The sequence below is a fragment of the Hansschlegelia plantiphila genome (genome assembly GCF_027922265.1).
Classification (GTDB): domain Bacteria; phylum Pseudomonadota; class Alphaproteobacteria; order Rhizobiales; family Methylopilaceae; genus Methylopila; species Methylopila plantiphila.
On record NZ_BSFI01000021.1, the window covers coordinates 111,216 to 134,103 of the forward strand.

Consider the following 22,888-nt stretch of genomic DNA (forward strand, 5'->3'; position numbering starts at 1 on the left):
CTCAGGCCCAGTTCCGGATTCGGGTCTGCATGCCGACCACGACGGCGCCGACGACCTGATAGGCGATGCCGCTGTTCTCGAAGGCTTGCTGGACCTGCCTGATCGTCCAGTCCGTCGGGATGCGCTCCTCCTTCTCGAACGCGACGATCGTGCCCTTCGAGACATGAGCGCGGGCCGCAAGGTCGTCCTGCGTCCAGCCGAGGACCGCGCGGCTCGCCCGACACCATCGTCCGCTCAGCATGAGTAACGGCCCATCATTCAGAGCTCCCTAGGCTCTCCGCTTGATCTCCGCGCGGCGCCTTGGCGAAACCGGCTGTCGACGACCCCGGGCGGGGGGTCCCGCGCGACGACGTCATGGACGGAGGCCAGGCGCCGCTCACGACGGCGGGACGTGAGCCCCGCCGTCGGACCCGAGGCTTGGTTCAGTACTTCGTGACGATCGGCGCCAATGGCGCCTCGGGCGCCCAGAGCGGCACGATCAGGTTGGTCCAGACCGCGGTCTCCTTGCCGCCATAGTTCTTCTGGCTGACGTCCTTGGTGAGCTTGACCTGAAGCGTCGCGCCGCCGAAGTCGTAGGAGACCAGGCCGCCGAGCGCGAACTGGCTCTGCTTCTGGTAGTTCGAGCCGGGGCTCGTCAGGTCCTTCGACATGTGGGCGACGGGACCGAGGCCCCATTTGCCGAACGCCTTGGTGATCGAGAAGTCGCCGACGAAGTAATCGGGCGCGAGGCGGGAGTCATGGCCGACCGGATTCCCGTACATGAAGTTGGCGGTCGCCTGCCAGCCGTCCTTCAGATAGGTGAAGCCGGCGCGCTGCTCGATCGTGCCGTAGGCGAGCGCCGTCGAGTCGTGTTGCGGGACATAACCGCCGATGCGGTATCCGAAGCGGAGGCCGTCGGCGATCGGCCAGCTGATCTGCGCCGCGAGATAGGTGTTGTAGAGGCCGAAATCGTGCGACGACCCCTCTGACGAGATGTCGACGAGCGTCGGCGCCACGACGAACGAGATCGCCCCGCCGGCCACTTCGAGCGGACTCTGGTAATAGAAGAACAGGATGTTCGCATTGACGCGAACGTCGATTCCGCCGACTTCGCGGAAGCTCGAATCCGTCTGGTTGATGTAATAGAGACCCTCCGGAAGCTTCGCGTAGATCGCGAGGCCCGACGTGAAGCCCGGCGTTGTCGTGCTCGACGCCAGCGCGTCCGTCGGCGCGGCCGCGCCTGCGACCAGCGCAGCTCCGGCCGCCAGCACGCCCACGGCGATCCTGCGCAGCTTGTCCCGCGCCAAGCTTGTCATCTCGCTCATCTCGTTGTCCCCTGATCTCTGATATTTGCGATCTCGCGGACCGGGCTCGGACCGCGAGGCTGTTGTCGAAGAATTTTGTCTTTGCGCATTCATGACGCAGACGCCGTTGCTTGCGACATGGCGGTCTTTTGTTGTTTGAGTTCTTTGTTTGCCTGGGCCCGCTTCACGTTGCTTCAACGTGGCGCGAGACCGGACGCGACGTGTCGACGGGCGTGATCGTGAGCGACGCCGCAGCCCCGACGGCGCAGGCGGCGAGCGCGCTGAGCAGCGCAAGCGTGTAGCTGCCGGAGCCTTCGAACAGGACCGCCGCGACCCATGGGGCGAGCAGGCCTGCGAGCCCGTATGCGAACATCATCGCGCCATAGACTTGGCTGATGCGCTCCGGTCCCCAGTAGCGGCCGACGAGGACGGGCAGGACCGAGGCGCCGCTGCCGAACACCAGCCCGATCGCCGCCACGCCGGCCAGCGACGCCCCCGCGCCGGAGGCGGTCAGCAGCGCGAGCAGTCCCGCGGCGCAGATCGCGTGGATCGCCGCCAGGATTCGCCGGGCGTCCGTCGCCTCGGCCAGACGGCCTCCGAGCAGGGAGCCCGCGACGTAGCTCAGGTTGAGCGCCATCGGCGCCGCTGCCGCGAGACCGGCGGGCGCGCCGGTCGACGCCAGCAGCTTCACAGCATGCGCAACCATCATCAGGCCGGCGTAGTTGAAGACGAAGAAGGCCAGCGCGAGCTTGAAGAACAGTGGCGACAGGAACGGCCCTCGCCCCGTCGTCCGGTCCGGCGACCCCGCCGCGGCGAAGGACGGCGTGTTCGCGGTGAGCGCAAGCACGACGCCTCCAACGACGAGCAGCGCCGCTCCGATGACGGCGAAGGAGGCGGAAGCCCTCATCCCCGCAAAGACCATGGGGAGCAACCCGGCGAGGATGACCCCGCTCAACGCGAAGGCCGAGACCGTCAGGCTGATGAGGATGCTGCGGAGGGAGTCCGGAGCGCGGGAGGCGAGCGCCAGCGCGAGACCGTACCCGAGCCCCGCCCCGACCGAGAACAGCATCCCGTAGCCGATGAACAGCGTCGCAAACGACGGGGCGAGCCCGAACAGCAGATGGCCGCCGCCCGCGAGCGCGAAAGCGAGGGCCACATAGGCGCTGAGCGGGAGGCTCCGCAGCAGCCTGTCATAGATCAGCGCGCCGGCCGTGAAGCAGACCAGCGCCGCGCTGGGGACGAGGCTGAGCGTCGGGCCCGCAACGCCGAGTTCCGCTTCGATCGGGCCGGCGAAGAGGCCCCAGAGATAGATGATCCCCATCGCCAGCATCGTCGTGACAGCTGCGGCGAACGCGGTTCGAGAGGTCGAGGGCATGAGATCGTCGCCTTTCGAGGTCAGCGGGCGGCCGCCGGGGTCACCGGGCCGAGTCGGTCCGCGCCGGTCCCATGGGGACCGGCCGGATGCGTGATGGATGGCACAGCGCGAGCAGCCCCGCGCCGGACCCTCAATCCCGGAGGTCGGCCACGTAGCGCAGGCGGATCTGGTCGGAGATCACGGCCGCGATCAGGATCATCCCGATCACCACGGTCTGCAGATAGGAGTCGATGCGCGCGAGGTTCATGCCGTTCTGGACCAGGTTGATGAACAGCGCGCCGAGAACGACATTCTCGACCCGGCCGATGCCGCCGCGCAGGCTGACCCCCGCGATGACGCAGGCCGCGATCGATTCCAGCGGCATCGAGCTGCCGACGTTCGCCTCGCCGCTGTCGAGCCGCGCGGTCATCAGGACGCCGGCGACGCCGGTCAGGAAGGCCGAGATCACGTAGACGGTGAGCAGCGTGGCTCGGGTGTTGATGCCGGAGAGCAGCGCCGCCCGGATGTTGCCGCCGACCGCGTAGAGCGAGCGGCCGGTCCTGGTCCAGTTGACCAGGACGTAGGCCGCGCAGACCAGTGCGACGGCGACCCAGATCGGGAACGGGATCTGGAGGAACGAACCGAAGCCGATGAACTCGCCGAAGTCGGCCGGCATGCCGTAGACCGGAGTTCCGCCGGTCAGATAGAGCGCCGCGCCGAAGCCGATCGAAGACATGCCGAGCGTCATGATGAAGGGCGAGACGCCGAACAACGCGACGCCGATCCCGTTCAGAAGGCCGACGGCCGAACCGCAGGCGACGCCGACGCAACAGCCGAGCAGGATCGCGAGCGGCAGCATGTCGGGCATCGCCACCGCGAAGGCGGACATCGAAAGCGCGGTTGTGACCGAGGTCAGCGCGAGGATGGTGCCAACCGAAAGGTCGAACCCGCCGGTGAGCAACACCATCATCTGGCCGAGCGAGACGATCGCGAGGAAGACGGACTGGCGGACGACGTTGGTGAGGTTCCGGACGGTCAGGAAGTTGTCCGACATCAGGCTGAAGATGATGAGGGCGAGAAGCAGCAGGATCGGCAGGACGCCGACCTGCACGAACAGGCGCTTCAGCGACTGTCCGGACGGCTTCGGCGTGGAGGCGGCGACGGTGATCGACATCGGATGGTCCTCGGATCGGCGGCAGGACAAGAGTCCGCCCCTGGGCTGTCAGGCGGCGTGCTTGCCAAAGAAGAGAGGGAGAATGCTGGCTTCCGAGATCCTGGCTTTCGGGAGCTCGTCCTGGACGCGGCCGTCGTAGAAGACGTAGGCGCGGTGGGCGAGGTTGAGGATCTCGGGAAGGTCGGAGGAGATGACGACGACAGCGGCGCCTGCTTCGCACAGGCCGCCGATGAAGCGGTAGATCGCGGCGCGCGTGCCGACGTCGACGCCGACCGTCGGCTCGTCGAAGACATAGAGGCTGATCGGCCGGGTGAGGCTGCGCGCCAGCAGCACCTTCTGCTGGTTGCCGCCCGAGAACGCCTGCACCGCGCGGTCGGGGCGCCTGGGATGAAGCTCCAGCTTGTCCGCGAGGCGCCTGGCCTCCGCGTCCTCTTTCACCCGGTTGATGAAGATGCCCCTGGCGATCGGTTTGATGTCGAGCGAGGCGAAGGTCATGTTCTCGGTGCAGGACCGCATCATCGCGAGCCCTTCGACCCGGCGGTCGGGCGGCATGTAGGAGAAGCCGGCGCGGAGCAGTCTGCGCGGGCTCTGGTTGGTGACGTCCTTGCCTTCGAGCGTCACGGTCCCGGAGATCGCGCGCTCCAGCCCGAAGGCGGCCCGCATGATCTCGGACTTGCCGGAGCCGACCAGCCCGGCGAGCCCGACGAGCTCGCCGGCCCGAATGTCGATGTCGGCTCCCTTCACCGAGCCAGACGCCGTCGTCAGGCCGCGGATCGACAGCACGGTGCGGCCGGGGTTCGCCTTGATGTCCGGGAAGATGCCCCCGACGACGCGCCCCGTCATCAGACGGACGAGTTCATCCTGCGTCACGTCGCTGGCGTCGACCGTGGTGATGAACTTGCCGTCGCGCAGGACGGTGATGCGGTCGGCGAGGCGTTCGATCTCGCGCATCCGGTGGGTGATGTAGATGACGCCGACGCCCTGCGCCTTGACCTGGTCGACGAGCGCGAACAGCCGGTCGGCCTCGCGGTCGGTCAGGCTGGCGGTGGGCTCGTCGAGGATCAGCACCGAGAGCTCGGAGCGGAACGCCCGGGCGATCTCGACCATCTGCTGCTCGGCGCGGGTGAGCCGCGCAACGATAGCCTTCGGGTTCAGGTCGAAGCCGAGCCGGGCGAGGATGGCGTGCGCCTCCTCGCGCATCTTCCGCTTGGCGAGGAAGCCGCCGCGCCGCGTCTCGGAGCCGAGGAACAGGTTCTCCTCGACGGTCATCGACGGCACGACGGAGAATTCCTGGAACACCGTGGTGACGCCGCGCGAGCGCGCCTCGTGGACCGATGCGAAGCGCATCGGCTCGCCGCGCATCAGCAGGTCGCCGGAGGTCGGCTGGACCGCGCCCGATATGATCGAGATCATCGTCGACTTGCCGGCGCCGTTCTCGCCGAACAGCACGTGGACCTCGCCCGGCCGCAGGTTGAAGTTCATGCCGTCGAGCGCGAGCACGCCCGGATACTGCTTGCTGACGCGCAGGAGCTCGAGCAGCGGTGGTTCGCCGGGAGTTCTGGGACGAGTCGCATCGGTCATGTCTGGGATCCCTGAGGTCGCGGGACGCGCAACGCCGCGTCGGGCTGCGGAGATCGGGGCGCCCGTCTTCGGCTGTTGAAGAGGGCGTAAGGGCGTCGGGGCGGCTCGTCCGAACCGGGGGAAGCGCAACCGCGCCGTCCCGACGCCTGGCCGGCGTCAGTCGACCGAGAAGGTCGGCTTGAAGCCGGTGGGGGCGAGCGTGGTGCTCATGTCGATCTCGGCGACATTGTCCTTGGTGACGACCTGGATGATCGGGCCGACATGCTTGTAGACGATGTTGCCTTCGACCAGCCGGACCGCCTCGTCGAGCGCGATGCGGCCCTGGATGACCGGCGAGTCGGTCGGCGCCGCGATGATCTGGCCGCGCCGGATGTACTGGTCCACGCCCGGCGTGTAGTAGAACGCGATCAGCTTGATCTGGTCGTTCAGACCTTTCGCGCGCAGCAGCGGCACGGAGGCCTCCGCCGTCACGGCGGTGCCTGCGATATAGTCGAGGTCCGGATGGGCCTGGATGACGTCTTCGACGAGCTTGGCCTGAACTTCCTTGCCCGTGTCGCCGTATTTGACGTCGACGATCTCGACGGCGGTTCCCTTGACGGCCGCGAGGAAGCCGGTGTTCGCGGTCTCCACCCAGCCGGCGCCGGCCGGGCCCGGAAGCCATGCGACCTTCACGGGCTTTGTCCCGGCCGGGTGCTTCTCGGCGAGATACTTGCCGGCCGTGGCGCCCATGTCGGAGAACGAGACCAGCGACTTGGCGCCGACGTCCGGCGACGAGATGCCATTGATCACGTCGACGACCGGGATGCCCTTCTTCTTGAGTTCGGCCACAACGTTGTTGAGGCCGTCGGAGGAGATGCCGCCGATGATGATCGCCTTGGCGCCTCCCGAGGTGCAGTCCTCGATCTGCGAGATCTGCTTGTTGAGCTCGGTGTAGCCCCCGGCTTCCAGCAACTGCACCTTCACGCCCATGCGCTTGGCTTCGTCGATGATGCCGTAGTCAACGCCGAGCCAGTAGGCGTCCTTGAGATGGGGAAACGCCACGCAGATCTTGTGCGACGCGGCCGCCTTGATCAGAGGCGTGTATTCGACCTCCTTGGGAGCTTTCGACATGTCGAAAGGCGGGTCCCAGACGTCGACCTTGAGCGGGAACCAGTCGGCGGCCATGGCGCCGGTGGCCGAGAGCGTGAGCGCGGCGGCGAGCGCGGCGCGGCGGGACGTCCTGGAGGCGATCACGGTAATCTCCCGATATTCGATGGCGACAATTGGCGGCGGCACACACCGAGCGATTGCCCCATATCCGGGCCGTCCCGATGATTTAATGCGAAGTCTTCATGCGTCTTGACTTGGCGTTACATCGGCGGCCGGAGGACGCGCGTCCTCCATCGGGGACCGTGAGGTCGTTCCCGTCGCTTTATCTTCGGGAGCCGCCGAGTCCGGGGCGGCTCCTTCTGTTTGCGATCCCTGGCGGACCGGTCAGTCCAGCGCAAAGTCCACGGTCAGGCCGTCGCCGACGCGGCGGACGTCGACCGCGAGCGAGGTTCCGCACTCGGAACAAATGAACTGGTCGTAGACGAAGCGATCGTCGAGCTTCAGCAACGGACCGAGCTCGTCGCTCTTCGGGTTGCGCAGCGGCACGGATTCCCGCCAGTTGGTCTTGAGCGTCCCGATCTCGGTCGAGCAGTGCAGGCAGCAGACGGCGCCCGCCTTGGTGACCCCGATCGACTCGCCCCACTTCAGCTGGAGGTCGCCGGCTTCGGCCTTCTTCGGCGTGGCGAACTGATCGCGCCCCTTCGAGGCGGTCGCCTTGCGCGTCGCGCGGATCTCGGCGCGCAGAGCGTCGGAGGCCGCGACGTCGATCTTATCCCCCTCCCCAAACACCGCGCCGTAGACCGACCTGGCGATGTCGGCCTTGCAGCGCCCGTCACGCACGTCCCGCTCGATCATGTCGTAGGGCCGCGTCAGCGGGTCGCCGTAGCCGCCCGGGTTCTGCACGACGTTGTTCACGACGTCGCCCGACTTCATGATGAAGGTGCTCTTGGCCGGAAGGTCCTCGAGCTCGCCGCCGATGCTCACCATGTCGAGCGCGGGCTTTCCGGCCTTCATATCCTCCAGCCAGGAGCTGCCGCGCGCGATCGTGTATCCGCACACATTACCGGGATAGCCGCCCTGGATGCCGACGAGGTCCGGCAGCGAGACGCCATGGCTGCAGAAGCTGCCCTGGACCTCCGGCACGTCGTAGCCGGCGGTGGCGTATTCGATGCCGTTGCCGCCACGATAGCGGCCGGCGCCGCCGGAATCCGGCACTTCACGGCGCCAGAGATAGATGATCGGCGAGGTCTTCTCGTGCAGCTCGACGTCGTTGAAGCCACCCGAGCCGATCACCAGCGAGCCGCCCGAATCCACGCCGTCGCGCCAGCTGTGGGCGGGACCGCCCCAGCCGAGCGAGTCCATGAACATGATCGCGAACGGCTCCTCGTACTGGTTCACGCCGCCGAACATCGTCAGCAGCCAGGAGCCGTCGGGAGGACCGCAGAGGTAGTCGTCGAACGCGGGGTTGAAGGCCATCATGTTGCCGACGCACACCGATGCGCAGGCCGCGGCGATGAAGTTGGCCGCGACCGAGCCCGCCGAGATCGGAGCGGGTAGCTCCGCCGAGAGCACGGTCTTCTTGCCGTGGATGATGGTGACCGGCGCCATCAGGCCGGCGTTCCAGCCGATCTCCTGGCCGAACGAGCCCATCATCACGGTGCCGACGGCGCCGAGCGTGCCGGTCATGGTGGCGTTACCCATGCCGATGATCGTCGGGTCGGTGTCGCTGAAGTCGAAGGTCAGCGTGTCCGCCTCCTTCGTCATCACGCAGGAGATCTTGTAGAGATTGTTGGCGTGACCATCGTGGTCGAAGTAGCTGACATGGGTGAACACCCCGTCCGGCAGCTCCTTCAGCATCGCGCGGGTCTTGGCTTCGGTGTCGTTGATCAGCTGGTGGGCGGCGGCGGTGAAGGCGCCGGCGCCGTACTGCTCGCAGAGCTCCATCAGCCGGGCCTGAGCGACGCGGTGCGCCGAAAGGAACGCGCTGAAATCCGAACCGAGGAAGAACGGGATGCGGGAGTTGTAGAGGATGACGTCCCACATGCCCTGGTTCAGCACGCCCTTGTCGACCATGCGCTGCAGCGGGATGCGGAGGCCTTCCTCGTAGCAGCTGGTCGCGTCGGGAACCCAGCCGCCGGGCGCCGCGCCGCCGATGTCGATGACGTGCGCCTGCGCGCCGGTCCAGCCGACGAGTTCGCCCTTGAAGAAGAACGGCGCCACGAACAGGCAGTCGTTCTGGTGCACGCCGCAGACGAACGGATCATTGGTGATGAAGACGTCGCCGGGATGGATGTCCCCTTTGAACTTCTCCAGCACCAGCTGGATCTGCACGGTCATCGTGAACATCGGGATCATGTAGAACGTGCCGCAGACCGCGATGTCGCCGTTCGCCGTGTAGATCGAGAAGTTGTAGTCGGAGCCGTGCACGACGGGCGAACCCGAGGCGTGCATCAGCGTGCTGGAGCCCTCCTCATTGATCGACCAGAGGCGGTGGCGAAGCACCTCGAAGGTGATCGGATCGATCGGGTCGCTCGGTCCCGGCTCTTTGCGGTTGTTGCTGGTCTTGAGGTTGAAGGGAGGGTGATTGGCCTTGACGGTCACATCCATGGGACGCCTCCTCAGCTCGTCTTGATGATGATGTTCAGGAAGCGATCGACCGTCGCTTGCTGGTTCGGGCCGACGACCATCGTGGTGTCGTCGAGTTCGACGATCGCGGGGCCCGGAATGAGAGCGCCGGCCTTGACCGCGCGCTCGTCGTAGATCGCGGCGTCGTGCCACTCGCCGGCCTCGTAGAGCGGCCGCGCGCCGGTCGGGACCATGATGGCGTCGCCGACCGCGACCTCGCCGCTCTGCTCGATGCGCTCGAGCTTCGAGACTGCGACCAGGCGGAAGGCGGACATGTCGATTCCGGCTGACCGAAAGCTCGAGCCGGTGCCGAAACGGGCCTCGTAGGATTCGATGAAGTGCTCGACGAGCGCGTCGATGTCCGGCGGCGTCAGCGGATAAGTCTGCAGGTCGACGGAGAGATCGAAGATCTGCGGCCGGAACCGCATGTCGACGTAGCGCTCGAACTTGACCGTCTCGACCGGCACGCCCTGCGCCGAAAGCTCGACCATCGCCTCGGCCTGGAGGCCTTCGAAGATCGCGTTGACGTCTTCCGCCTTCATGAACTTGGAGAACTCCTCCGAGCCCGGTGGCGAGATGATCGACTGCGAGGTCTCCTTGGTGACCACGAGGTCCGAGATCAGGATGCCGTGGGCCGAGAGCACCGACGCCGTGCGCGGCACGATCACGCTCTTCACGCCGAGATCGGCTCCGTAGCTGTAGGAGTGCGTCGGGCCGGCGCCGCCGAAGGCGACCAGCACGAAGTCGCGGGGGTCGTAGCCGCGGTGGACGGTCGCCTGGCGCACGAGATCGGCCATGTGGCTGTCGACGATGCGCTTGATGCCGGACGCCGCCTCCTCGACGCTGATGCCGAGCGGTTTTGCGATCTTCTCCTCGATCGCGGCCCGGGCGAGGTCGGCCCGCAGCTTCATGCGGCCGCCGAGGAAGTTGTCGGGGTTCACCACACCGAGCACGACGTCGGCGTCGGTCACGGTCGGCTCCGTGCCGCCGGCGCCGTAGCAGACGGGACCGGGCACGGCGCCCGCGCTCTCCGGGCCGACGCGCAGCCTCCCGTTCTCCACGAAAGCGATGCTGCCGCCGCCGGCGCCGATCGTGTCGACGGTGACGGAGGGCACGGCGAGCGGCTGGCGCTCCATGAAGGTCTCGCGCTGGATCAGCGGACGGCCGTCGACGATCAGGCCGACGTCGAAGCTGGTGCCTCCCATGTCGGTCGAGATCACGTTGCCGGAGCCGACCATCTTGCCGACGAGCTGGGCGCCGACGACGCCGCCGACCGGACCCGAGAGCAGGATGCCGACCGCCTCGTCCGCCGCCTTGCCGGCCGCCATCACGCCGCCGTTCGAGCGCATCAGCAACGGCTCGCGCGGCAGGCCGGCCTGGCGCATCGCGGCGTCGAGCGAGGTCATCGCCTTCTTGACCTTCGGCCCGAGGAAGGCGTTCAGCACGGCGGTCTGCGAGCGGGAGTATTCGCCGAGGCGCGGAAGGATGTCGCTCGACAGCGTCACGAACATCTCGGGCGCTTCTTCGAGGATGATCTCCTTGATGCGGCGCTCATGGTCCGGAAACTTGAAGGACCAGAGCAGCGACACCGCGATCGCCTCGGCGCCGGCGTCGATGAGACTCTTCACCGCCGCCCGGGCGGCGGTCTCGTCGAGCTTGAGGATCGCGTCGCCCTTGTAGTCGACGCGCTCCGGCACTTCACGGATCATCGTGCGTTCAAGGAACGGCTGCGGCTTGGTGAGCTTGCGGAAGTTCTTACGCGCGGCCTCGTCGAGGCCGGTCGACTTGTACGCCTTCATGATGAACAGCGTGTCGCCGAAACCCTGCGTGTGGATCACGCCGACCTTGGCGCCGTTGCGGGTGAGCACGGAGTTCGTCGCGATCGTCGTACCGTGTGAGAACAGCCGCATCTTGCCGAGGAATTCCTCGAGGCTGACGCCGCGTTCCGCCGCCGCAAGCTCGAAGGTCGCCAGCACGCCCTTCACAGGATCGCTCGGAACGGTGCTCGACTTGTATCGGGTCAGTATTCCTTCGCCGTCCAGCACGGTCGTATCGGTGAAAGTCCCGCCGATATCCGACGAAGCATAGAATTGCAGCATCCACATATCTCCCCTACGCAACAGCGAATTGGTTCGATGATCGCCAGAATAAAGCGGTCCCGCTCCTCGTCCGCTCATCGCAGTCGAAGTTGAAGGAGGATCTTGTCGACGGATAATCTCGGCTATCCGGCGCACCTTCGATGCAAAACCGTACTCTTAGGAAACTTATTTTCCAATAACGAACATGAGCGCCGGACGCTTGTATTTTATGCTGCCTTTTTTCAGAGCATGCCCGAGAGATCCGGAGGAAGGGACGGAACTCGTTTGACAATAATTACAACCGCTATTCTTGGACGGCGCTGTGATGACTGCCCGCCCGCTTTCGCGGCGATTTCCTGGAAATTGAGGCGTCGAGCCGCGCGGTGAGGTTGCGTCGAGGCGGCGGGAGACGCTTCGGCGCCACCAAAATAAGATTGTAATTATCGATAAGAACAACTTTTGCGATCCGCCTAAAACTTGCGTTCGCACGATCGGCAAGGCGCCTCAGGACTACGCTGCGCAAACAACAGCCGCAGGCCTGATTATAATCACGGCATGCTTGTAAAATTTCTCTGTCTAATCATTATCTAAACGGCGGCGTTGTGCGGGTTCGTTTGGCGAGACCCGCGAACGTGACGGGCGCCCCCTTCCCTTCGCCAGGTCGAGCCATCGAAACTATCGACGGATCGCCATGTTCTGGCCCGTCATCGAACGTGGCCTCCATAGAACCGCCTAAGCCCGAAGGCCCTGCTGCGTTTAAGGACTTCGATGTCCGATTAGTGTTGGCCTATCTAACCAAATCGAGCGGTCCCAGGATTCCAGCCGTCCTCGCTTAGGCGATCATGCGCGTTGAGATCGCAGTCCAGGCTGCCGCCTGGGGCGGCTAGACCGCCGGCCGGACCTCGCCTGCGACGTCGGCCTCGGCCTCAGCGACAAGCGGTCGCCACAGCAGCCGCGCCGGATCGACCGGGCCGGGCAGCTCTATCCGTCCCTCGGGCGCCCGCGAAAAGCCGAGGCGGCCGTAATAGGGCTCGTCGCCCACCAGCAACACAAGCCGGTGGCCGGCCTGCTCGGCGGCCGTCACGGACGCCGCGATCAGCGCCCCGCCGATTCCCCGGCTCCGGAAGGCGGGATCGACGACGAGCGGCCCGAGCAGCAGGGCCGGCGTCCGGCCGATCAGGATCGGCGTCATCCTGTTCGAGCCGACCAGCATCGCGCCGACCCTCGCGACGAACGAGAGCTCGCGGAGCGCCGGCGCGCCCTCGCGCAGGCGATAGGCTGAGCGCGCGTAGCGGCCGGGACCGAAGGCGCGCTCCTGCAGCCGGTCGATCGCAGCTTCGTCGCCGGGCTGCTCGTGGAGGATAGCGAGGGGCAGGGATGTCATGGGGCTCGGCCGATCAGGGTCTCGACAGGCCGCCTTCGCCCCGGATCCGGGACGAGGTCAGCCGCGCGGATAGGGCGCCGGGGGGCGCCGCATGTCGCGTCGTCGCGAGCGGAGCGTGAAAGCCTGTTCCATGACGGGCGGGCGATTAGCACGGCGCGCGCATCCGCGCCAGCGGCGAGGCGCGTCGCGCCGTCACCAGCGGCCGTCCGGCGTTCGCTCGCCGCGGAGCTCCGCGAGCCGACGGCGGGTGGCCGGCGTCGCCTCTGCCGGCGGCGCGTCGAGCGCGAACCAGCGGCGTTCGGCGATCTCGCGGCCCGCCGGCGGCTCCGATCCGATCGAGAATTGCTCGACCCGGAACAGCGCGACATGGTCGCGGCCGCCGAAGGCCGGATTGAAGTAGAGCCCGACGAGCTCCGGCGCGCTCACAGCGACGACGCCGGTCTCCTCCCTCAGTTCGCGGACGCAGGCCTCGGCCGCCGTCTCGCCCGGCTCGACCCCGCCGCCCGGAAAGTGCCACCCCGGCGTGTACCCGTGGCGCACGAACAGCGCCCTGCCGTCCTCGATCAGCAGCGCCCTCGCGCCCAGCGTCATCGACCGTCTCAGCCGGCCCCAGCGCGAGGCGCCGAGCCGCACCAGGCGGGTTTTCAACGTCGCCATCGCTCCCCCCTCCCCCTTTTCCGACCGCCGTGGTACTGAAGCCCGCGCGAAAACGCATGCCCGTCCCGCTGAAGCCTTGGCTGGCGTCGCGGCGCGTGATTCGCCAAATGAGTGTACGCGGAGCGCGAGCGCCCTTGGGGGCGTGGCTTCGCAACGACGAGGACCATCATGTTCTGGCTTTTTTCGCTCCGTTCGGGCGCGCTTTCGCGTCTGGCGGCCAATCCCTTCCTCAGCGCGCTGCGCGCCCCGAGCGGGGCTGCGGTGGCTGCGCTCGCGACCTTTTCGAGGACCTGACGGCGCTTCTCGCGCGCTGAACTGACGGATTGACCGAACGCCGGCCGCGGAGACGCGGGCCGGCGTTTTCGTTTCCGCAGGCCGCCGCGAGCACGACGATCGCTGTCGCGCCGCCCGACCGGCGTCGCTATAACGGCGGCCGTGACAGTCATAGCCCACCTCTCGGATCCGCATCTCGGACCCCTGCCGCGCTTCACGCCGTTCGATCTGATGTCGAAGCGCGGGCTGGGCGCGATCAACTATTTTCGCCGCCGGCGGCGCTGGCACGACATGGCCGTGCTCGACCGGCTGGTGGCGGACGTGCTCGACGAGGCGCCCGACGCGGTCGCGGTCACCGGCGACCTCACCAATCTCGGGCTCGAGGCGGAATTCCTGCCCGCCGCGGTGTTCCTCGGCAAGTTCGGCCCGGCGGATAAGGTCGCCGCGATCCCCGGCAATCACGACGCCTATGTCCGCACCGTCGCGACCGCACCGGCCCGGGTGTGGGGCGCGCATATGTCGAGCGACGACGGCCGGATCGGCTTCCCCTTCGTGCGCCGTCACGGCCAGGTCGCGCTGATCGGCCTGTCGTCGGCGGTCCCGACATGGCCGCTGGCCGCGACCGGCGAGGTCGGAGCCGCGCAGCGCGACGCGCTCGGACCGCTGCTCGAAAGCCTGAAGGCGGAAGGGCTGTTCCGCATCGTGCTGGTCCATCACCCCGTGGCGGAAGACGGCACGCCGTGGATGCGGCGCCTGCGCGACGCGGCCGAGCTCCGCGAGATCATCGCGCGCGAGGGCGCGGAGCTCGTGCTGCATGGCCACAACCACGAGCCGGCGCGCGCCGAGATCGCGGGTCCCGAGCGCCCCGTGCCGGTGATCGCGGTGCCCTCCTGCTCGACCGGCGTCCTCAGCCACGAGCCGCTCGCGGCGTACAATCTTTATTCGGTGGGCGGCCAGCCGGGCGCCTGGGCCTGCGAGGTGGTGACGCGCGGCTTCACCCGTGACGGCTCGATCGCCGAAACCGACCGCTACGCGCTGTATTGAGGCCTGCAGACGCGCCGCGCTCGCGTCATCCGACGCCCGGCAGCAGGCCCTTCGCCGCGGCGCGCATCAGCGCGAACACCATGACGGCCCCCACCCCGCCGCCAACGCCGAACGCAAGCAGCACCGCCAGAAGCCGCGCCCAGCCGGGATAACGCCGCGCGGCGGCCGGCGGCGGCGCGGCCGTCTCCACGTCGTCCGTCGCCATGTCCGCCCGTGCTGCTGCTCGTCTGGCGACGATGGAGGACTGCGGCTCGCCGCCGCTATGGTCCTCGTCCGCCAGCAGCCGCTCGCGCTCCACCAGCCGGTGGGCGACATAGGCCGTCACCGCATCGACGATCGGCTGCACCTGTTCGCTCTCCGCGAGCAGGCTGCGGCCGTTCCGCCCGTCGCGCAGGAAGCGGTAGAGCCGGCGGTCGTGGCCCATTTCGATGAAGGCCACCATGTCGATGAACAGCCGCGGCCGCTCGCCCGCCGTGACGCCGACGTCGAACATGTCGACGTCCGGCGGCGTCTCGGCGAACACCGGCGCCAGCGCATCGCGCAAGATCTCGAGACGGGCGAGCTCCGCCTGACGCAGGTCGATCACCACGTCCGCGCGCTCCGCCGCCTCGAGACGCGCGCGCCGCAGCGCCTCGCGTAGCGAAGGTCCGCGGGACCGGGGATCGGGACCGGGCGGCGCGCCCGCGCTTTCGTCATCTCGCATGCGTCCGAGACTAACCGCTCGGCGTGCGTGGCGGGAGGGGTTTCAACTCGCTATTCCGCGATCACGAGGAGCAGATCCTTGGCGTCGACAGGCGTGCCGGGCGTCACGAGCACCTCCTTGACCACGCCGGCGCGCTCGGCGTGCAGCGCGGTCTCCATCTTCATCGCCTCGATCGAGCAGATCACGTCGCCCTGCTGGACCGCCTGGCCCTCCTTGACGGAGACCGTGGAGATCACGCCGGGCATGGGAGCCGCGACATGGGTCGGGTCGCCCTCCGTCGCCTTGCGGCGCGCCTCACGGATGTTGGCGGCCGAGCGGTTCGGCACCTTGATGACGCGCGGCTGGCCGTTCAGCTCGAAGAACACCTTGACCTGGCCCTCCTCGTCGGTCTCGCCGACGCCGACGCAGCGGATCACCAGCGTCTTGCCGCGCTCGATCTCGACGGCGGTCTCCTCGCCTGCGGGCAGCCCGTAGAAGAAGATCGGCGTCGGCAGCGTCGAGACCGGCCCGTACTTCTTCTCCGCGATCGCGAACTCGGTGAAGACCTTAGGATACATCAGGTACGAGGCGAGCTCGGTGTCGGAGAGCTCGCGGTCGATCTTGGCGGCGGCCTCCTTGCGGATCTCCGCGAAATCCGCCGGCGGCATCAGCGAGCCCGCGCGCTCGGTCAACGGCTGCTCGCCCTTCAGGACCTTGCTGCGGATCCTGTCGGGGAAGCCGCCCGGCGGCTGGCTGAGCTCGCCCTTCATCAGCTGGATGACGCTCTCGGGAAACGAGACGTCGACCTTCGGGTCCTCGACCTCGGCGCGGGTCAGGCCGGCGGAGACCATGACGAGAGCCATGTCGCCCACGACCTTGGAGGTCGGGGTCACCTTCACGATGTCGCCGAACATGTCGTTGACGTCGCGATAGGTCTTTGCGACCTCGTTCCAGCGGGACTCCAGGCCCATGGAGCGCGCCTGCTCCTTGAGGTTGGTGAACTGGCCGCCAGGCATTTCGTGCAGGTACACTTCCGACGCCGGCGACAGCAGGTTGCTCTCGAACGCGGCGTATTGCGCGCGCGCCGCCTCCCAGTAGAGGGAGATCTCGCGGATCGCGTCCATGTCGAGCCCGGTGTCGCGCGGCGTGCCCTTCAGCGCGGCGACGACCGAGCCGAGGCAGGGCTGCGAAGTCATGCCGGACAGCGCATCCATGGCGACGTCGACCGCGTCGACGCCAGCCTCGACGGCGGCCAGCAGCGTCGCGCCGGCGATGCCCGAGGTGTCATGGGTGTGTAGATGCAGGGGCAACCCCACCTCCTCGCGCAGCGCCTTGATCAGGACGCTGGCCGCAGCAGGCTTGAGCAGCCCCGCCATGTCCTTCAGGCACAGCACATGCGCGCCCGCGGCCTCGAGCTCCCTGGCGAGCGTCACGTAGTATTTGAGGTTGTACTTGTCGCGCGCCGGATCGAGCAGGTCGCCGGTGTAGCAGATCGCCGCCTCGCAGATCTTGCCGGTCTCGTTCACCGCGTCGATCGTGACGCGCATGTTCTCGATCCAGTTGAGGCAGTCGAACACCCGGAAGATGTCCATGCCTTCCTTCGCCGCCTGATGGACGAAGGCCGAGACGACGTTGTCGGGATAGTTGGCGTAGCCGACCCCGTTCGAGCCGCGCACCAGGCACTGCAGCAGCAGGTTCGGCGCGCCCTCGCGGATCTTCGCCAGCCGCTCCCAGGGGTCTTCGGTGAGAAAGCGCATCGCGACGTCGAAGGTCGCGCCGCCCCAGCACTCCAGGCTGAGCAGATCCGGCAGCCCGCTTGCATATGACGGGGCGGCCGCCGCGATGTCGAAGGTGCGCACACGGGTCGCAAGCAGCGACTGGTGCGCGTCGCGCATCGTCGTGTCGGTCACCAGCACGCGGCTTTCGGCCCGCATCCATTCGCCGAACTTCTTCGGGCCGAGCTGCTCCAGCAACTGGCGCGTGCCAACGGCCCGGGCGGCCCCCTCTTCCGAGGAGGCCGGCGCACGCTTGGCGAAAGCCGGCGGCGCCGGCTTCGACGAGCCCGGCTTTGGCTTCACCCGGTCCTTCACCTCCGGATGGCCGTTGACGGTGACGTCCGCGATGTAGGTCAGCAGCCGCGTCGCGCGGTCCTGACGCTTTTCGAAGGCGAACAGTTCCTTGGTGTCGTCGATGAAGCGGGTGGTCGTCTCGCCCTTCAGGAAGATCGGGTGGTCGACGACGTTCTCGAGGAAGGCGAGGTTGGTCGCGACGCCGCGGATGCGGTATTCGCGCAGCGCCCGGCTCATGCGCAGGCACGCCTCCTCCGGCGTCGGCGCCCAGGCCGTGACCTTCTCAAGCAGCGGATCGTAGTAGCGGGTGATCACGGCGCCGGAATAGGCCGTGCCACCGTCCACGCGAATGCCGAAGCCCATGGCCCCGCGATAGGCGGAGATGCGGCCGTAGTCCGGGATGAAGTTGTCTTCGGGGTTCTCGGTCGTGATGCGGCACTGCAGGGCGTGCCCGTTCAGCCGCATGTCGCCTTGCGCCGGCACATGGCTTTCGGGCGTGCCGATCGCCGCGCCCTCGATCACGTGGATCTGCGCCTTCACGATGTCGACGCCGGTGACGACCTCGGTCACCGTGTGCTCGACCTGGATGCGCGGATTGACCTCGATGAAGTAGAAGGCGCCCGTGTCGGCGTCCATCAGGTATTCGACCGTGCCGGCGCCGAGATAATCGGTGGCGCGCGCGATCTTCAGCGCGCTCTCGCAGATCTCCTTGCGGCGGTCCTCGTCGAGATAGGGCGCAGGCGCGCGCTCCACCACCTTCTGGTGGCGGCGCTGCACGGAGCAGTCGCGCTCGAACAGATGCACGACGTTGCCGTGCCGGTCGCCAAGCACCTGAACTTCGATGTGGCGGGCGCGCTCGACGAGCTTCTCGAGATAGACGTCGTCCTTGCCGAAGGCGGACTTCGCCTCGCGCTTGGCGTTAATGACCTCCTGCGGCAGCTTGGCCATGTCGCGGATCACGCGCATACCGCGCCCGCCGCCGCCCCACGAGGCCTTCAGCATCACCGGCAGGCCGATCTCTTGGGCGGCCTTCCGCACGGCGTCCGGATCGTCCGGCAGCGGCTCGGTCGCGGGCATGACCGGCACGCCGCAGCTGATCGCGAGGTTGCGCGCCGCGACCTTGTTGCCGAGCTTGCGCATCGTGTCCGGGCTCGGCCCGATGAACAGGATGTTCGCCTCCGCACAGGCGTCGGCGAATTCCGGGCTTTCGGAGAGGAAGCCGTAGCCCGGATGGATGGCGTCGACCCCGGCCTCGGTCGCGACGCGGATCACCTCGGGGATCGAAAGGTAGGCCTCGAGCGGGCCCATGCCCTTGCCGACCTGATAGGCCTCGTCCGCCTTGAAGCGGTGGAGCGAAAGCTTGTCCTCTTCCGCATAGATCGCGACCGTGCGGATGCCGAGCTCCGCCGCCGCCCGGAACACGCGGATCGCGATCTCGGACCGATTCGCGACGAGGAGCTTGGTGATCTTGCGAGGCTCGACGGAGGGTTTCGCGTTCATCGCGTTGGACAGGCTCCGGAAATGACGACTGGAGCGGCCGATGGCGGGAGACCCGCCAGACGCCGCGACGACGCCCCCGCCGTCAGGGCGGACGTTAAACGAAAGTTGCCCGCGGGCGATGGGCGAAATCGCGTCACGCTGGAAAAACTGGCCGATCCGGCAAGCGCCCGCGGCGCTCCGGGCTCGAGCCGGGACAACCGCGCGGCGCTATCGCTTTAGGAGGCCGCAGCGGCCGACATCCCGCGCAGGGGCGAAGGCTCGGGATCGCGCGCTCTCGGATCGGCGCGGGTCTGCTTCGGAGCGGGCGGTCCGCCGCGGCCGACCTTGCCGAGCGCGTCCATGACCTGGGCGAGGCCCGCCAGCACGCCGACCATCGCGAGCGAATAGATCACCTGCACGGAAATCGCATGATTGAACCAGTCGAACAGGCCGTGCGTGAACGCCGCGAACACGCTGGAGATCACGAACATCGGCAGGCTCCGCCGCCCTATCAGCACCAGCCAGCGGCCGAAGAACGTCAGGTCGAGACGCGACTCCCGCTTCACGAACACGGTGGCGATATGCGCCATCGCCAGGAAATGCACGAGCCGGATCGGCGAGGCGAAGGACTTGTCGGCGATGTCGGTGAGGATCGAGAGCGGACGCCACTCGACGAAGCCCGCCGTCGCCCAGGGCGCGGCGGCGACAAAGCCGACGATGACGATGGTGATCGACAAAGCGAGGGTGGCCGGCGCGGCCATCACCCGCCGCAGCCAGGGCTCATCGCGGATGAGGAATGTGACGAATCCGGCGAGGAACACGGCCTGCCAGCACAGCGGATTGAATGTCCAGTGCCGGGTGTCGGGATAGGAGGACAGCGTCGCACCGGTCGCCCAGGCGAAGCACCAGACAACGATCGCGAAGCCGATATAGGGCGCGATACGGTCCCGGAAGGCGGTGAACAGCACGCCGATCATCAGAGTGAGCAGGATGTAGAGCGGCAGGATGTCGAGCAGCGGCGGCAGATAGGCGAGCGTCGCCAGTTTCGGCAGCATCGTCTCGGTGGAGAGCAGGAACGGCCGGATGAACAGGTCGCGCTCCACGACGCTGGAGCCGGCCCATTCCCGGTAGAACACCGCGAACGCCGCGATCACCACGAATGCGGTGATGTGATGGAGATAGAGCGTGAACGCCCGGCCGACGCAGTAAGGGATCGCCATGCGCGGGCGGGCCGAAAACTTGGCGGCGAACATGCTCGCCATCGCGAACCCGGAGAGGAACACGAATAGCTCGGCGGAATCCGAGAGGCCGACATATTTCGTCGTCAGCCAGCTCATGACGCTGTTGTCGGAGTGGTTCCAGAAGATGAAGACGATGGCGAGCCCGCGCCAGAAATCGATGCGCCAGTCGCGCGCGGACGGCCCCGGCGCCGCGCTCGGGACCGCGACCGTCCCGTCTTCAGGACCCGCCTTAGCCATTCAATCTTCCCCGCCAGAAATGCGCCGGGCAGGCGCGCGGATCCGCACGATCCGCACGACGCCGGCTAACGCGCGGAACAGGACCAAGGTTGCGTCGCGGCGCCGTTATCCGCAACACGCAATCATGCCGCCAGCGACAGCGGCGGCGCAACGTCCTCGAGCGATTTGCCCTCGGCGTCGATCCCGAAAAGCAGGGCCGCGACGCCTGCGACGATCATCAGCGCCGCCGCGCCTGCATAGCCCCAGAAGATCGGCCACGGCTCTCCGCTCCCGATCAGCAGCCCGAACAGATAGGGCGCGACGACGCCCCCGATCGCGGTTCCGAGCGCATAGAACGCCGCGATCGCGAGCGCCCGCATCTCGAGCGGGAAAACCTCGCTCGCGGTGAGATACGCCGCGCTCGCCGCGGCGGAAGCGAAGAAGAAGATCACGCACCAGGCGGTCGTCTTCGTCAGCGCCGTGAGCGCGCCGATCGCGAACAGCCAGCCGGTCACGAACAGCAGGAGGCCGGCGACGCCGTAGGACATGAAGATCATCCTGCGTCGACCGACGGTGTCGAAGAACGGTCCCAGCACGATCGGCCCGACGACGTTCCCGATCGCGAACGGAACCAGATAGAGCCCGACATGGTCCGGCGCGACGGCGTAGAACTTCGTCAGCACGAGCCCGTAGGTGAAGAAGATCGCGTTGTAGAGGAACGCCTGCGCCACCATCAGCAGCAGCACCAGCGCGGAGCGCCCGCGATACCGGCCGAACATGGTGGAGAAGATCAGCCCGAAGCCGAAGGTCTTCTGCGGGTGGATCCGGATCCTTCCCTCAGCGCGCGGCAGGGCCCCGCCGGCCCGCGCCTCGATCGTCCGCTCGATCTCGGCGACGACCGCCTCGCCCTCCTCGACCCGGTCGTGGCAGGCGAGCCAGCGGGGGCTTTCCGGCACGAACCTGCGGGTCAGCAGGATCAGCAGCCCGAGCGCCGCCCCGATCCCGAAGCCGAGACGCCAGCCGAGGTCGACCGCGAAGAGCGTGGGGTCGAGCAGGGCGACGGTCGCGAGCGAGCCTAGCGCCGCGCCCGCCCAGAAGCTGCCGTTGACGATCAGCGCCACGCGGCCGCGAAGCCGCGCCGGGATGAGCTCGTCGATCGCGGAGTTCACGGCTGCATATTCGCCGCCGATGCCGACGCCGGTGAGCAGGCGGAAGGCGGCGAGGCTCCAGAAGTCCCAGGCGAAAGCGGAAAACAGCACGCCCGCGACGTAGAGGCCGAGCGTGACGAAGAAGATAATCTTGCGGCCGTAACGATCTGTTAACCAGCCGAAAATCAGCGCGCCCATCACCGCGCCGACGAGATAGGCGGAGGCGAGGCCGCCGATGTCGGCTTCGGTCAGCGCGAGCGCTCTGGGGTCCTGCAGCCGCGGCCCGAGGGCGCCGACGATGGTGACCTCCAGCCCATCCAGCACCCAGGTCACCCCAAGCGCGAACACAACGAGCACATGGAAGCGCGACCACGGCAGCCGGTCCATCCGCGCGGGGATGTTGATCTCGACGGAGCTTGCCGCCGCCGGAGACGCCATCAGGTCGCGGCGTTCCGCGACGCCAGCCGCTTCTCCCAGGCGAGCGCGTGTCCGACGATCGTGTCGAGCGCGTCGTGGTCGGGCGTCCAGCCGAGCGTCCGGCGCGCGACCCCTGAATCCGCGATCAGCGAGGCCGGGTCGCCGGCGCGCCGCGGCGCCAGTGCGACGGGGAAGTCGACGCCGGAGACCCGCTTGACGGAATCGATCACCTCGAACACCGACGCGCCGCGCCCGTAGCCGCAATTGGCGACGAGGCTGGCGCCGCCGCCGGCGAGATAATCCAGCGCCAGCACATGGGCCTTGGCGAGGTCGGAGACGTGGATGTAGTCGCGGACGCAGGAGCCGTCGCGGGTCGGATAATCGTCTCCGAACACCGCCATCCCGTCGCGCTTGCCGACGACAACCTCGGCCGCGACCTTGATCAGATGCGTGGCGCGCTCGCTCGACTGGCCTGCGCGGCCCGCGGGGTCTGCGCCCGCCACATTGAAATAACGCAAGGCGGCGTAGGCGAAATCATAGGCGGCGCTGGAGTCCGACAGCATCCGCTCGGTCATCAGCTTCGAGGCGCCGTAGGGCGAGACCGGGTCGAGCGGCGAGGTCTCGCTGAGCGGCTCGGACGACGCCTCGCCGTAGACCGCGGCGGTCGAGGAGAACACGAACCGCTTCACCCCGCCTCCGACCGCGGCTGCGATCAGCGCGCGCGAACGGACCGTGTTGTTGAGATAATAGGCGAGCGGGTCGACGACCGAATCCGGCACCACGATCGAGCCCGCGAAATGCACGATCGCGTCGACGCCGTGCTCTGCGATCACACGGCCGACGAGCGCCTCGTCGCCGACGCACCCCTCGACGAACGGGACCCCGTCCGGAACAACGGAGCGGAACCCGGTCGAAAGGTCGTCGAGCACCACGACGTCGCGTCCCGCGTCCAGCAGGGCGAGCACCATATGGCTGCCGATGTAACCGGCGCCGCCGGTGACGAGGACTGTCATCCCTGGTCTTTTCCCTGTTCGAGCGCCACCGCGGGCGGGGCGAGACGAACGGCCCCGGCGGCGGAAGTCAAGCTCGGGTCG

The 22,888-nt window shown here is 67.7% G+C and carries 17 protein-coding genes; 2 read left to right on the forward strand and 15 right to left on the reverse strand.

Annotation, left to right across the window (positions count from 1 at the left end; translation table 11 throughout):
- Nucleotide 1 precedes the first annotated feature (1 nt).
- From PKE75_RS14915 to PKE75_RS14960, 10 genes are all read right to left on the reverse strand, one after another.
- Nucleotides 2–241, reverse strand: coding sequence for a helix-turn-helix transcriptional regulator (locus PKE75_RS14915; RefSeq protein ID WP_271169535.1), 240 nt, complete (start codon nucleotides 239–241; stop codon nucleotides 2–4).
- Nucleotides 242–422: 181 nt separating this feature from the next.
- Nucleotides 423–1,304, reverse strand: a complete 882-nt coding sequence (locus tag PKE75_RS14920) for a transporter (RefSeq protein WP_271169536.1) — start codon at nucleotides 1,302–1,304, stop codon at nucleotides 423–425.
- 163 nt (nucleotides 1,305–1,467) lie between these two features.
- Complete coding sequence (locus PKE75_RS14925) at nucleotides 1,468–2,658, reverse strand: MFS transporter (protein ID WP_271169537.1); 1,191 nt, start codon at nucleotides 2,656–2,658, stop codon at nucleotides 1,468–1,470.
- 130 nt (nucleotides 2,659–2,788) lie between these two features.
- A complete protein-coding gene (locus PKE75_RS14930) occupies nucleotides 2,789–3,811 on the reverse strand; it encodes an ABC transporter permease (protein WP_271169538.1) in 1,023 nt (340 codons plus the stop codon).
- A gap of 48 nt (nucleotides 3,812–3,859) precedes the next feature.
- The gene (locus PKE75_RS14935; protein ID WP_271169539.1) at nucleotides 3,860–5,392 is read right to left on the reverse strand and encodes a sugar ABC transporter ATP-binding protein; all 1,533 of its coding nucleotides are present in this window, start codon (nucleotides 5,390–5,392) and stop codon (nucleotides 3,860–3,862) included.
- Nucleotides 5,393–5,548: 156 nt separating this feature from the next.
- Nucleotides 5,549–6,625: a TMAO reductase system periplasmic protein TorT gene (gene torT, locus PKE75_RS14940; RefSeq protein ID WP_271169540.1), complete on the reverse strand. Its 1,077-nt coding sequence runs from the start codon at nucleotides 6,623–6,625 to the stop codon at nucleotides 5,549–5,551.
- A 240-nt stretch (nucleotides 6,626–6,865) separates the two neighbouring features.
- Complete coding sequence (locus PKE75_RS14945; RefSeq protein WP_271169541.1) at nucleotides 6,866–9,088, reverse strand: hydantoinase B/oxoprolinase family protein; 2,223 nt, start codon at nucleotides 9,086–9,088, stop codon at nucleotides 6,866–6,868.
- An 11-nt stretch (nucleotides 9,089–9,099) separates the two neighbouring features.
- Entirely contained in the window at nucleotides 9,100–11,205 is a 2,106-nt protein-coding gene (locus PKE75_RS14950; protein WP_271169542.1) for a hydantoinase/oxoprolinase family protein, read from the reverse strand.
- Between the two features lie 862 nt (nucleotides 11,206–12,067).
- On the reverse strand, nucleotides 12,068–12,568 hold the full coding sequence (locus tag PKE75_RS14955) for a GNAT family N-acetyltransferase (protein WP_271169543.1): 501 nt from the start codon (nucleotides 12,566–12,568) through the stop codon (nucleotides 12,068–12,070).
- A gap of 192 nt (nucleotides 12,569–12,760) precedes the next feature.
- The gene (locus PKE75_RS14960) at nucleotides 12,761–13,225 is read right to left on the reverse strand and encodes an NUDIX domain-containing protein (RefSeq protein ID WP_271169544.1); all 465 of its coding nucleotides are present in this window, start codon (nucleotides 13,223–13,225) and stop codon (nucleotides 12,761–12,763) included.
- A gap of 168 nt (nucleotides 13,226–13,393) precedes the next feature.
- On the opposite strand from PKE75_RS14960, the gene PKE75_RS14965 reads away from it, so the two are divergent.
- Together PKE75_RS14965 and PKE75_RS14970 are read left to right on the forward strand one after the other, a co-directional pair.
- Nucleotides 13,394–13,519: a hypothetical protein gene (locus tag PKE75_RS14965; RefSeq protein WP_271169545.1), complete on the forward strand. Its 126-nt coding sequence runs from the start codon at nucleotides 13,394–13,396 to the stop codon at nucleotides 13,517–13,519.
- A 141-nt stretch (nucleotides 13,520–13,660) separates the two neighbouring features.
- Entirely contained in the window at nucleotides 13,661–14,542 is an 882-nt protein-coding gene (locus PKE75_RS14970) for a metallophosphoesterase family protein (RefSeq protein ID WP_271169546.1), read from the forward strand.
- A gap of 25 nt (nucleotides 14,543–14,567) precedes the next feature.
- On the opposite strand, the gene PKE75_RS14975 is transcribed toward PKE75_RS14970, so the two are convergent.
- The 5 genes from PKE75_RS14975 to galE all read right to left on the reverse strand — a co-directional run bounded on the left by PKE75_RS14975 (nucleotide 14,568) and on the right by galE (nucleotide 22,807).
- Entirely contained in the window at nucleotides 14,568–15,131 is a 564-nt protein-coding gene (locus PKE75_RS14975; protein WP_271169547.1) for a hypothetical protein, read from the reverse strand.
- A 164-nt stretch (nucleotides 15,132–15,295) separates the two neighbouring features.
- Nucleotides 15,296–18,793 carry a pyruvate carboxylase gene (pyc, locus tag PKE75_RS14980; RefSeq protein ID WP_271169548.1) on the reverse strand — a complete coding sequence of 1,166 codons (3,498 nt, stop codon included), beginning with the start codon at nucleotides 18,791–18,793 and terminating at the stop codon, nucleotides 15,296–15,298.
- Nucleotides 18,794–19,008: 215 nt separating this feature from the next.
- Complete coding sequence (locus PKE75_RS14985; protein WP_271169549.1) at nucleotides 19,009–20,250, reverse strand: OpgC family protein; 1,242 nt, start codon at nucleotides 20,248–20,250, stop codon at nucleotides 19,009–19,011.
- Nucleotides 20,251–20,372: 122 nt separating this feature from the next.
- Nucleotides 20,373–21,815, reverse strand: coding sequence for an MFS transporter (locus PKE75_RS14990; RefSeq protein ID WP_271169550.1), 1,443 nt, complete (start codon nucleotides 21,813–21,815; stop codon nucleotides 20,373–20,375).
- Nucleotides 21,815–22,807 (reverse strand): UDP-glucose 4-epimerase GalE, encoded by a 993-nt coding sequence (galE, locus tag PKE75_RS14995; RefSeq protein ID WP_271169551.1) that lies wholly within the window; start codon nucleotides 22,805–22,807, stop codon nucleotides 21,815–21,817. Before galE ends, PKE75_RS14990 begins: the two co-directional genes overlap by 1 nt.
- Nucleotides 22,808–22,888: the final 81 nt, after the last annotated feature.